An 11,972-nucleotide genomic window follows, 5' to 3' on the forward strand; every position below is an offset into this window, starting at 1 on the left:
TCTGGCACCATGCCATCCTAGATGGGGTTGAAGGGCTTGCTTTAAGGCGCTATACTGATTCATAGGGTTTTCGAGATTAGTGCTATTTCTCATAAAACCCTACTCCCGCCTACTTTTCAAGCTTTTTGTCCTGTACTTAGGGGAAATGTCCTTATTTTAGAATACTAATCAAGAATAAACGAATACAGACTGAATATATTGATTTAACTGACAAAGAAAAACAATGTATAACTCAGTCCTAGGGTGCGTTCCCTAATGCAAGTCCTGCTACTCCAGCGATCGATTTTGGGGAACGCACCATGCACATTGATGGCAGCTGTGAGTTTATTACGATTGCACCTAAAAATCAGCGAATTTCTTGACAAATAAAGTTAAATATGGTATTTTAATCCCTGATCTGGTAGGGTGCGTTACTTAACCCGCCTTTTTGCTTTTAATCATGATGAATTTGTAATTATTAGGCGTTACGCTAACACATCCTACCCTGCTACCGTGCGACTTGAGTGCGATCGCTGTCACCTTGTTGATTAAACCTTAAAACTGGGATCTCTTTGAGTGTCATTAGTGCGATCGCTTTTCTTCTCATCAGTTCTAGCTCATGCTGATTTTGATATAATAGCCATAATTGTTTGACATCTTAAGAGAAAAAATCATGATTAGAGCGATTAAACAGAAAGGAATTGTTGGCAGAGAAGGAAAAATAGAGCTTTATTCTACGGAACTAGAAGAAGGAACAGCTGTGGATATTATTATTTTAGTATCTGATCCTGAACCCGATACAACCGAATATCTTCTTTCAACAGAAGCCAATCAGCGTGAATTATCCGAAGCTATTGACAGAATAGAAAAGAAAGAAAACTTAGTGACAATTACTGTAAAAGAATGGCGTGAAAAATATAGTATTTGATCCGAAAGCTTTTACACAATTCAATGAATGGGCGATAGAAGACAAAAAACTCTATAAAAAAATCGTTGATTTAATTGACGACATATTGCGCCATCCCTTCTCTGGAATCGGTAAACCCGAACCCTTAAAACATCAACTCAAGGGTTATTGGTCAAGACGCATTAATGATGAACATCGCTTAGTTTATAAAATTACAGAAACAGAAATTATTATTATCAGTTGTAAATTTCATTATGACTAGGCTCAATGCGATCGCTGTTATCCTGTTGATTAAACTTTAAAATTGTCATTGCTTGGGATAGGAACGCAAATGGCGATCGCTTTTGGGGCAGGGGTAAGAACGATCGCATCTCTCTTAGGGTAGAACGCTGATGGCAAAGGATGGTCAGTCAGCCCCAGATAGTCAACAGCCTACCCGAAAAAGCTAGATTTTGTCACAAAATTTAGTATTACTTAGGGCTGTGTATAGAGAAGTTGCGAATTGTTAACCTTAGCTTTGCTAGGAAAATAAAACATGGTATTGTGACCCCAAGGCCGTGAAAAACGGCCAGGTTTTCAGTTTTTTTAAACATCAGGTCGCTACATTCTACAGCTATTTTCGCTGAAAAAAAAACGATTTTCTAGGCATTTCTATGACTTATCTTGTTGAACATCCTTCTACAACCTTTTATTCCTATACCGATACGGGGGTCGATCCCCTGAAAACCGCTCACGGAGTTTATATCACGGTTCACGGACATTTTTACCAACCACCGCGAGAAAATCCCTATCTAGACAGAATTGAACGGCAACCGAGCGCCCATCCCTTCCATAATTGGAATGAACGCATCCATCACGAGTGTTATCGTGCCAATGCTTTTGCGCGCATTTACAATGACCGGGGGGAAGTGATCAAAATAGTTAATAACTACGAATATCTCAGCTTTAACATCGGGGCCACCCTAATGTCATGGATGCAATCCCATGATCCCGAAGTTTACCAACGCATCCTGACAGCGGATCAAAAAAGTTGTCAACGCTTAAACGGTCATGGTAACGCCATCGCCCAAGTCTATAATCATATCATTCTGCCCCTAGCCAACAAACAGGACAAATACACCCAAATTCGCTGGGGAAAAGCCGATTTTCAGCATCGTTTCGGTCGCGATCCCGAAGGAATGTGGTTAGCGGAAACAGCCATTGATTTAGCCACAGTGACAGCTTTAATCGATGAAGGGATTAAATTCACCATTTTAGCCCCTTCCCAGGCCCTGCGCTGTCGTCCTTTCCCTAGCGACCAAGATCCCCATCCCCAATGGCACGCGGTGGCCGGAGGTCAAATCGATCCCACCCGTCCCTATCGCTGTTACATCCCCGATGGTCGTTATCTGGATATTTTCTTCTACGATGGTCCAATTTCTCGGGATATGGGCTTTAATGATGTCCTAGCCAGCAGTGATTTTCTCGTCGGTCGTCTGGGACAAGCAATTAAAGGGGATCATCGTCCTTCCCAGTTAATCAGCGTCGCTACCGATGGGGAAACCTTCGGCCACCACAAACAGGGGACAGAGAAGTGTCTTAGCTATGCTTTTACGGAATCTTTCCCTAAAAACGGCTGGACAGTCACCAATTTCGCCCATTATCTCAGTATTTGCCCCCCGACTTGGGAAGTGGAATTAAAACCCGTGACCGCATGGAGTTGTGTCCATGGCGTAAATCGTTGGCAGGATGACTGTGGTTGCGGGGGAGGGGGCAATTACCAGCAAACATGGCGTAAACCCCTGCGGGAGTCCCTAAATTGGCTCAGAGATGAGTTGATTAAGGTCTATGAGATTCAGGGACGGGAATTTTTCCGGGATCCTTGGCAGACAAGGGATGACTACATTGCAGTTATTTTAGATCGCTCCCCAGATGCGATCAAACATTTCCTCGCCGGGCATCAAAGTCGCCAACTGAGTAAAAGCGAGAAAATCGATGCTTTGCGTTTATTAGAAATGCAAAGACAGGCTTTATTGATGTTTACCAGTTGTGGCTGGTTTTTTGAGGAAATTTCTCGACCTGAAGGCACGCAAATTTTGAGATATGCTGGCCGGGCCCTGGAATTAGCTGGAGAAGTGGCTGGAATTCAATTAGAAATGAATTTTCTCAGTCGTCTAGCTTTCGCCCCCAGTAACGTTAAGTTATATCAAGATGGGGCCGATGTCTATCGACAATTGGTCACTTCTGCGCGGGTGGATTTGGAACAGGTGGCGGCCCATTACGCTATTAGTTCCCTATTTACCGATTATCCCGGTCATCATCGGATTTATTGTTACAATACCCGTCAATTAGATTATCAAAAACAAGCGATCGGGTCTTTAACTTTAGCAGTGGGACAGGTGGAATTAACCTCAGAAATTACCCAAGAAAGTGAACATTTTGTCTTTGCTGTTCTACATTTAGGAGGTTGGGATTTTTACTGCTGCATTCAACCTTTTAACGGTCGGTTAATCTATACCAATCTTAAGGAGCATCTCTTTGAATCTTTACAACAGGCCAGTGTCTCGACCATGATCGTAGAAATGGGGCGCGGATTGGGAGAAAACTTTTTTGCTTTACCCCATCTTTTTGCCGATGAAAGACACCGGATCATGCAGAAGGTGACAGCCGAAACTAAAAAACGTCTCGATCAATTATACACCCAAGTTTATCGGGATAATTACGGCATTTTAGCGGCTTTCCAACGGGATGAGCTGCCCGTACCTCAAGAGTTACAGGTAGCGGCCGATATTGCCATTTCTCACCGTTGTTTACAGGTGATTAATGCCCTCGAAAAAGATTTTAAGCATCGGCAAGCGACGGAAAATAATCTCGATCAATTATTGGCTATTGCTAAGGAAGCCAATCATTTACACTGTCAATTAAATATTCCCGAAGCGCGTCAAACCTTAGAAAGTCTGCTCTGGCAATCTCTTTGGAAATTATTACACGATGGCGATCCTTTAACTGCGGAGGACGATACTCGCTTAATCACCCGTTTAATTGAAGTTAGCCAACAATTAAAGCTAGGATTATCCCTCGATCGCTCTCAGGAATTATACTATAATTATTTCCACGAGCGTCTAGTTCCTAATTGTTTGCGGTCTAATTCAATAGATGTTTCCTGTCCCTGGCCGATGACTCAATTAAAATGGTTATTACTATTAGGACAGGTGTTAAAAGTTGATGTGAGTATTTGGCTGTAAAATCAGTCAAAGGGTGGGCAATGCTCACCCTTTGATTATTAAGTAGGTTAGGCGATGATTGCCCTGAAACTCAGGTTAACCCAGAGACTAAACCCTTAGATTTATAATGGATCATAAGTCTATCATCGAAGGTTTACATGACTATCACGCCGATTTATACCGCCTCAGCCAGCACAGTAACCCAGTATCCCGATGCTTTTGGGCGTTTTGGACGCTACGGGGGCAAATACGTCCCGGAAACCCTGATGCCAGCCTTAAGTGAACTAGAAACGGCCTATAATCAGTATAAGGACGACCCCGATTTTCAAGAAGAATTAAATCAACTGCTCAAGGATTACGTCGGTAGACCCAGTCCCTTATATTTTGCCGAACGTCTCACCGCCCATTATGCCAAAGCTGACGGCACTGGGGCGCAAATTTACCTAAAACGGGAAGATTTAAACCATACTGGGGCCCACAAGATTAATAACGCCCTCGGTCAGGTTTTATTAGCCAAACGCATGGGTAAAAAGCGAATTATCGCCGAAACCGGGGCAGGACAGCACGGCGTGGCCACCGCTACGGTTTGCGCTCGTTTTGGTCTAGAATGCGTGATTTATATGGGAATTCACGACATGGAACGCCAAGAACTCAATGTTTTCCGCATGAGACTGCTTGGGGCGACGGTGCAACCCGTGGCCGCCGGGACGGGAACCCTGAAAGATGCCACCTCGGAAGCGATTCGCGACTGGGTAACTAATGTCGAAACCACTCACTACATCCTTGGTTCTGTGGCCGGTCCCCATCCCTATCCGATGATGGTGCGCGATTTTCACGCGGTTATCGGTCAAGAAACCCGTCAGCAAAGTCTGGAAAAATGGGGCGGTTCACCGGATATTCTCCTCGCTTGTGTGGGGGGTGGTTCTAATGCTATGGGTTTATTTCATGAGTTTGTTAAAGAAGCTGCCGTGCGTTTAATTGGTGTTGAGGCTGCCGGAGAAAGTATCGCCTCTGGAAAACACGCCGCCACCCTTACCCAAGGTCAACCGGGGGTTCTACATGGCGCAATGAGTTATTTATTACAAGATAGCGAAGGTCAAGTTATCGAGGCCCACTCCATTAGTGCCGGTTTAGATTATCCCGGAGTCGGGCCAGAACATAGCTTTTTAAAAGATAGTGGTCGCGCCGAATATTACAGCGTCACCGACAAGGAAGCATTAGAAGCTTTTCAAAGAGTTTCCCGTTTAGAAGGGATTATTCCGGCCCTAGAAACTGCCCACGCTTTAGCTTATTTAGAAACTCTTTGCCCGCAAGTAACCGGTAGTCCTCGCATTGTTATTAATTTCTCCGGACGGGGTGATAAAGATGTGCAATCGGTGGCTAAATATTTATCGATGAATGGTTAACAGTGAGCAGTTATCAGTTATCAGTTATCAGTTATCAGTTATCAGTTATCAGTGAGAGGGATAAGCTATTGTGCATCTAAATTTGATATTCGTTTTGACCTGTTTCCCGTTCCAGACTAGCTTAATATGAAAAGTTCTTTTAAGAAGGGTTATCAGTTAGGAATTTTGATGATTGTATCGACAAGTTTAATGGCCTGTAGTGCCTTAAACTATAGCTCTTTTACGGAACTTGTACCATCTTTATCTCCCTCTCCTTCTCCCTCTCCTTTGGATGCGGCAACTTTACTTATTTTAGAGAATAAAATCTATCAACAGGTCAATCGCTATCGTCAATCTCGCAATTTATCTCCCCTACTGTTAAATCGGACAATTTCGCAACAAGCAAGATTACATAGCCAACGCATGGCCGCGGGTTTAGTTCCTTTTAGTCATCAAGATTTTGACAAAAGAGCGCAAACTATTGGCGTTTCAGTTCCCTATCAAGCAGTAGGGGAAAATCTGGCAGTTAATCAAGGTTATGATGACCCGGTAATGATTGCTGTGGATGGTTGGATTAAAAGTCAAGGTCATCGGGAAAATATGGAGGGAGATTTTGATAGTACCGGGATTGGAGTAGCGACGGATAATCAAGGAAAATTGTACTTTACTCAAATATTTCTCAAACGTCAATCCGCTCCCGTTTCTACTAATACCCTTAGCTACGATACTATCGGGAATCAATCTTTTTTAATTACCCTTGAAGAAAACACTAATTATCAAGTTAATCGCTACCGAATTTCTCAAAATTTACCGCCCCTACGTCTCGATGCTCGCATTAGTCATGAAGCTCGCTTATTTAGCCAAAAAATGGCCAATAAACAGGCTCCTTTTAGTCATGATGGTTTTGAGGGAAGAATGAAGGCAGTACAAAGAATGATTCCTTTAGAAAAAATGGGCGAAAATTTGGCTTTTATGAAGGGATATACCGACCCCGTTAGTGTTGCCGTCAAGGGTTGGATTAATAGCCCCGGCCATCAAAAAAATATGGTTGGTGATTATAATCTCACTGGTATCGGTATCGCTCAAAATAATGCTGGTGAATATTATTTTACACAACTTTTTGTTAAAAAGCGTTGACAAAATCCCCCCGATTATATTTAAATTTAATTACCAGTTTTTAACATCAGTTATCAGTTATCAGTTAAGTAGTCGGACATAAATTCTGTGGTCTATCTTAAGAAATGTAAATTGCCGCAATTCTTACTGACGACCGACTCGGAGACTCCTTACCCCACAGTTAACTTTACTTTTGTCCAACTACTTATCAGGGAAATAAAGGCAGTCGTGCGATAGGCAAAAGCATTACAAATTTCCCTCCTGTCTCCTGTCTCCTGTCTCCTGTCTCCTGTCTCCTGTCTCCTGTCTCCTATCTGCTAACTATATGAACTTAGACAATTTTCAAGTGTGCGATCAAGATTTAAGCGATGACCTATTATCCCGTTATCTAGGGGTTAATTCGATCGCTGTAGATACAGAAACGATGGGATTAATACCGGGGCGCGATCGACTGTGTTTAATTCAACTCTGTGATCCCAGTGGTTTTGTCACCGCTATTCGCGTTTTTAGGGGGCAAACAGAGGCTCCTAATCTCAAAAAGGTCATGGAAGATGAGCGGATAGAAAAAGTCTTTCATTTCGCCCGTTTTGATGTGGCTCAACTATCCCATACTTTTGGCATTGCCACTCAACCGATTTTCTGCACCAAAATCGCCAGTAAACTCGCTCGGACTTATACCAGCAGTCACGGTTTAAAAAGTCTCGTGCAGGAATTGGAAGGCATAGAATTAGACAAAACCGCTCAGAGTTCTGATTGGGGAAATGCCGCTAATCTCACCCCACAACAACTGAGTTATGCCGCTAACGATGTGCGCTATTTACTGTCAGTGCGAGATAAACTAATTGTGATGCTGCAAAGAGAAGAAAGATGGGAATTAGCCCAAAAATGCTTTAGTTGTATCCCCATCTTCACCGCTTTAGATTTACAGCAATACAAAGATATATTTGAGCATTAGTCAGCAAAAGTTACAGTCTATTTAATAAGTAAATAGAAGATAGATTTTGTCTTTGATCCCCCCTGCCCCTAGGTAGGGCTATTTCAAGGTCGATAGAGGGCTTGTAAAAAAGAGTTTACTGTGTATAATCACAATATTAACCTGACATAAGCCAAAATATGCCTAAAAATCTCATTTATTATCTGGAGAAAATTCCTGACTTCCGAGAGCCGAGAGGATGCCGTCACCGATTGCCAGTTGTCTTGCTTATTACCATCCTGGCCATCATGAGTGGAGAACTGGGCTATCAAGCAATGTCTCGTTTTTTAGAACGCCATCGTCGTAACTTATCTTTTGTTACTCGGTCTGTCCATATCCCGTATCTCCGGGAGCATCAGTGATTAGACGAGTTTTAAGAGAATTAAACTATAAAGAAGTCGAAGAACAATTGAACGAGTGGCTAAAAGAGAATGCTAAAGTTCCCGAAGGTGAATGGGTCAGTGGAGACGGAAAAGCACTTAAAAATACGGTGTTGAATTATGATGATTCTCAACAAGTATTTTTTAATTTCGTCTCGTTTTTTAGTCATCAAAAAGGGGGCGTGATGGGGGTAAAAGTGATGAATAATAAGGAAACTAGCGAGATTCAGGCCTTAGAGGATTTATTAGATATATTAGATAAGTACCTAAGCAAAATTAATTACACATATCTAACCCCCCCTTGCCTCTTGCAAGAGTGCCTTTTGCCTTTCTTCACTAGGAAATTTATTTTGCACGACTACTTAGCAAGGGAGTCACCTTTTCCCTCGATGCCTTGCATTGTCAAAAAAAACGCTCGATAAGATTGTAGAAAAAGGGAACAATTATTTAGTGAAAGTAAAAAACCATCAAAAAAAATTGTTTAAGGCTAAGTACCTAAGCAAAATTAATTACACATATCTAAACACCTCTTGCAAGAGGCAACAGTAAAGGGATTGGGGGAGATTCGGCTAATCTTAAGAATAAGCGCTTTAAATGCGTCTTAGCTTATTTTCCCGCACTGCCGAGATAGACCCCAAATGGCAGTCGGCTAACTGTGTGGTTAGGGTGACCCGTCAGGGAAGGAGAGAGGAACATGACTTTGAGCGAACAGGTTACTATCTGACCTCTCAGGCGCCCAACTGCCGTCATCTTGCTCAGGGAATCAGAGGAGATTGGAAAATTGAAAATCGCTTACATTGGGTCAAGGATGTGATTCAAAACGAGGATCGTAGTCCCCAGAAAAAGGGACTTTCCCCCATCAACATTTCCTTGTTAAAGACATGGGTTTTAACCTTGTACAGGTTAGAGGGTTATGATTCTTTAACAAAGGGAATTGACCACAATAAGCACAACATCCGCCAATTATTGTCTTTATGTCGCTAAAATTTCGTTTCTAGCCGTATTTCTCCTTTTTTCTTGAGAATGAAATAGCCCTACCCTTATCAAGGGGGGCAGGGGGGATCCCCCCTTGATCCCCCCTTGATAAGGGGGATGTCTGACAATTTTTAACACCCACCTACTTAGTATCAAAATCTCTGTTTATTTTAATAATAATAAACGCTGGGGAGATAAAGTAACAGTCCAAGGCAAAGCTTGCTCCTTAATTTCTAACCATTTATCCTTATATAACTCTGCTTGGATATGAAAATCGCGGTCGTGGTTAGAGGGTTGATTAAGTTTCAGATAGAGAGTCACCCGATGGGGTCCTTCAATGGCATTAGCTAACCAACAGGGAAAAGTATTAATATCGCCTAAATCTCGACCAAAAATAATTTGATGGGCGCGAATTCCCGTATAGGTTAAATAGTCGGGAATCCTGGAAACAGTGTGTAATTTAACATCCCAATCAATCGCTTCCAATTGTTGATTATTAATGATTATAGCACGGGAAAAATTCTTACAGACCGTAATTTTTGCCAAACTAACGCTATCTGGCTGCTCAAAAATTTTCTGTTTAGAATTATTAGCAATTGCCCGCCCTTTTTCCATAACTAATAAATTCTCACATATTCGATAGGCTTCATCCATATTATGGGTAACAAAAATTGTCACGCCATCGTAATTACTTAAAGTTTTGATCATCTGACGTTCTAATTGAGTGCGTAGATGGGTATCAAGGGCAGAAAAAGGCTCATCTAATAATAAAGCTTCTGGACGACTAGCTAAAGCGCGAGCGATGGCGACCCGTTGCTGTTGTCCCCCCGATAATTGATGGGGATAACGGTTTTCCATGCCGGGTAACTGCACTAATTCTAATTGGTTGGCAATCTGCTGACGGATAATTTTTGTGGGTAACTTTTGCGAGAGACCAAAAGCGATATTTTCCGCCACGGTGAGATGGGGAAAAAGGGCATAATTCTGCACCACAAAACCGATACGACGCTGACGACTGGGGAGATTAATTCCCTTTTCGGAATCGAAGAGAATGCGCCCATTTAAGACAATACGACCCCTTGAGGGCGTTTCCACACCAGCCAGCGATCGCAAAATGAGGCTTTTTCCCGACCCCGAAGCCCCTAATAGTCCTAATGGCTGATTTTGGCAGTTAAAAGTGACCGAGAGATTAAAACCGGGTAAATATTTCTCTATATCGACAAATAAGCCTATTTTATTCTTATAATGCTGATTTTCAGCTGCTAAAAGGGCAAAATCGCGACCCTGCCAGGGTGGCAGCCAGTCCTCCATCTCGTTAGGTTTGCTTTCTCCCGGTCGTCCTAATTGCTGTTTGCGTTGACTTTGCCAGAGATTAACGGCGATAATCCCCGATAGGGAGATTAATATGATAATAAACACCCATATCCAAGCCTCAGTCATCGCTCCTGCTTCCACAGCGAAGAAAATCGCCATCGGGATAGTTTGAGTTTGCCCCGGAATATTACCCGCTAACATCAAAGTTGCCCCAAATTCCCCCAAAGCGCGGGCAAAAGCTAGGGTTAATCCCGCTAATACTCCGGGGAAGGAAAGGGGCAAAAGTACGCGCCAGAATATTTTCCCTTCCGATGCCCCTAGGGTGCGGGCAACCTGTAGGATGTTGGCATCCACCTGTTCAAAAGCCCCTAGGGTGGTTTTGTACATCAGGGGAAAAGCCACCACCGTCGCGGTGATAACGGCGGCATACCAAGTAAAAACGACGCGAAAGTTAAATAAGTCTAATAACTGTCCTAATGGTCCGTTTTTGCCGAATAGGAGCAGTAAAATGAAGCCTACCACCGTCGGGGGCAAGATTAAGGGCGCGACGAAAACTGCCTCGATTAGGGATTTCCACCGTCCGCGATAGCCTAACATCCAATAAGCGGCGGCAATACCGAGAAAAAAGATGATTATCAGGGCAATGGTGGCGGTTTTCAGGGATATCCATAGGGGGGAAAAGTCTGACATTGTTTATCTGGCTATTCCGAAGCCGAATTTTTCAAAAATGTTTTTAGCGGCTGCGCTGGTGAGATATTGGGTGAAAGTCTTGGCAGCTTGCGGGTTTTTACTGGCTTTAATCACAGCTATGGGGTAAATAATCGGAGAATGGAGATTATTGGCAGCCGTAGCCACTACTTTTACCCGGTCGGAAATTTTGGCATCGGTGATGTAAACAATGCCAGCATCGGCGTTACCAGTTTCTACGGCGGCGAGAACATTACGGACAGAGTTGGCCAAGACCAGTTTTGGTTTTATTTGCTCTAAAATGCCGAGATTTTTCAGAACTTCTTCGCTGTACTGACCGGCGGGAACGCTGCGCGGTTCACCCACGGCAATTCTTTTGACATTACTGTTAGTCAGGAAACGAAAATCGCTAATTTTTAGGGTGTAATTCTTGGGAACGATTAAAACTAGGCGATTAGTGAGCAGGTTTCTTCTGTTACTTGTATCGATCAAACCAGCTTTTGCTAAAGCGTCCATTTGCTTAGTCGCGGCCGAGAGGAAAACATCGGCCGGCGCACCCTGTTCGATTTGCCGTTGCAAAGCTCCCGACGCACCAAAGTTATAGTTAACTTTAATGTTACTATGGGCTTTTTCAAACTCTGGCTTGATTTCTTCTAGGGCCTCTTTGAGACTAGCGGCGGCAGAAACTAGAATTGTCTGGGTTTGGGCGGTGGTGATAGTAGATGAAAAAAGGTTTATGCCCGCAGATAATAAGCAACTAAGGGCAATTGAGCCGATAAAAGCCAGAAAATATCGTCTTTTCATCAAGATTGATAGCAAGCGATCGATATTTATATTTCTATCACAACCAATCCACTGCCCGAAATCTGTATCTAGGGTTTGCGGCAAAAAGTTTTTCTTGGGGAAGTGGGGAAGTGGGGAATGGGGAGGTGGGGAGATGGGGGAGTGGGGAAGTGGGGGTGTGGGGAGAAAAAAGCTGAATACTATCTCCTGAATACTGACCCCTGAATCCTAGAACTTACGAAATCGTGTGAATTTTGAGGAAATTAGTGC

11 protein-coding genes are annotated in these 11,972 nt (G+C 43.1%); 9 read left to right on the forward strand and 2 right to left on the reverse strand.

Annotation, left to right across the window (positions count from 1 at the left end):
- Positions 1-652: 652 nt before the first annotated feature.
- The 9 genes from O9334_RS16555 (at position 653) to O9334_RS16595 (ending at position 8,927) form a co-directional block, all read left to right on the forward strand.
- Positions 653-907 carry a hypothetical protein gene (locus tag O9334_RS16555; protein ID WP_045358562.1) on the forward strand — a complete coding sequence of 85 codons (255 nt, stop codon included), beginning with the start codon at positions 653-655 and terminating at the stop codon, positions 905-907.
- Positions 888-1,148 carry a Txe/YoeB family addiction module toxin gene (locus O9334_RS16560; protein ID WP_045358563.1) on the forward strand — a complete coding sequence of 87 codons (261 nt, stop codon included), beginning with the start codon at positions 888-890 and terminating at the stop codon, positions 1,146-1,148. The genes O9334_RS16555 and O9334_RS16560 overlap by 20 nt, the downstream gene beginning before the upstream one ends.
- A 391-nt stretch (positions 1,149-1,539) precedes the next feature.
- Positions 1,540-4,110, forward strand: coding sequence for a DUF3536 domain-containing protein (locus tag O9334_RS16565; protein ID WP_288001275.1), 2,571 nt, complete (start codon positions 1,540-1,542; stop codon positions 4,108-4,110).
- Positions 4,111-4,247: 137 nt separating this feature from the next.
- Positions 4,248-5,495 (forward strand): tryptophan synthase subunit beta, encoded by a 1,248-nt coding sequence (gene trpB / locus O9334_RS16570; protein ID WP_045358565.1) that lies wholly within the window; start codon positions 4,248-4,250, stop codon positions 5,493-5,495.
- Positions 5,496-5,621: 126 nt separating this feature from the next.
- On the forward strand, positions 5,622-6,611 hold the full coding sequence (locus tag O9334_RS16575; protein ID WP_190380704.1) for a CAP domain-containing protein: 990 nt from the start codon (positions 5,622-5,624) through the stop codon (positions 6,609-6,611).
- A gap of 304 nt (positions 6,612-6,915) precedes the next feature.
- On the forward strand, positions 6,916-7,545 hold the full coding sequence (locus O9334_RS16580; RefSeq protein ID WP_045358567.1) for a ribonuclease D: 630 nt from the start codon (positions 6,916-6,918) through the stop codon (positions 7,543-7,545).
- Between the two features lie 158 nt (positions 7,546-7,703).
- Entirely contained in the window at positions 7,704-7,925 is a 222-nt protein-coding gene (locus O9334_RS16585) for a transposase family protein (protein WP_072024801.1), read from the forward strand.
- On the forward strand, positions 7,922-8,365 hold the full coding sequence (locus O9334_RS16590; RefSeq protein ID WP_045358568.1) for a hypothetical protein: 444 nt from the start codon (positions 7,922-7,924) through the stop codon (positions 8,363-8,365). Before O9334_RS16585 ends, O9334_RS16590 begins: the two co-directional genes overlap by 4 nt.
- A gap of 172 nt (positions 8,366-8,537) precedes the next feature.
- Positions 8,538-8,927, forward strand: coding sequence for an ISAs1 family transposase (locus O9334_RS16595; protein WP_072024802.1), 390 nt, complete (start codon positions 8,538-8,540; stop codon positions 8,925-8,927).
- 156 nt (positions 8,928-9,083) lie between these two features.
- Here the strand turns inward: O9334_RS16595 and modB are convergent, their stop codons facing one another.
- Complete coding sequence (gene modB, locus O9334_RS16600) at positions 9,084-10,922, reverse strand: molybdate ABC transporter permease subunit (protein ID WP_288001282.1); 1,839 nt, start codon at positions 10,920-10,922, stop codon at positions 9,084-9,086.
- A gap of 3 nt (positions 10,923-10,925) precedes the next feature.
- Positions 10,926-11,723: a molybdate ABC transporter substrate-binding protein gene (gene modA / locus O9334_RS16605; protein WP_288001285.1), complete on the reverse strand. Its 798-nt coding sequence runs from the start codon at positions 11,721-11,723 to the stop codon at positions 10,926-10,928.
- Between the last annotated feature and the right edge of the window lie 249 nt (positions 11,724-11,972).

This window comes from Microcystis sp. LE19-8.1F (genome assembly GCF_027531715.1).
Lineage (GTDB): Bacteria > Cyanobacteriota > Cyanobacteriia > Cyanobacteriales > Microcystaceae > Microcystis > Microcystis wesenbergii_A.

Coding starts and splice junctions, on each gene's coding strand:
- O9334_RS16565 (WP_288001275.1), top strand. CDS start 1,540: ATGACTTATCTTGTTGAACATCCTTCTACAACCTTTTATTCCTATACC.
- O9334_RS16580 (WP_045358567.1), top strand. CDS start 6,916: ATGAACTTAGACAATTTTCAAGTGTGCGATCAAGATTTAAGCGATGAC.
- modA (WP_288001285.1), bottom strand. CDS start 11,723: ATGAAAAGACGATATTTTCTGGCTTTTATCGGCTCAATTGCCCTTAGT.
- O9334_RS16585 (WP_072024801.1), top strand. CDS start 7,704: ATGCCTAAAAATCTCATTTATTATCTGGAGAAAATTCCTGACTTCCGA.
- O9334_RS16575 (WP_190380704.1), top strand. CDS start 5,622: ATGAAAAGTTCTTTTAAGAAGGGTTATCAGTTAGGAATTTTGATGATT.
- O9334_RS16595 (WP_072024802.1), top strand. CDS start 8,538: ATGCGTCTTAGCTTATTTTCCCGCACTGCCGAGATAGACCCCAAATGG.
- O9334_RS16555 (WP_045358562.1), top strand. CDS start 653: ATGATTAGAGCGATTAAACAGAAAGGAATTGTTGGCAGAGAAGGAAAA.
- trpB (WP_045358565.1), top strand. CDS start 4,248: ATGACTATCACGCCGATTTATACCGCCTCAGCCAGCACAGTAACCCAG.
- modB (WP_288001282.1), bottom strand. CDS start 10,922: ATGTCAGACTTTTCCCCCCTATGGATATCCCTGAAAACCGCCACCATT.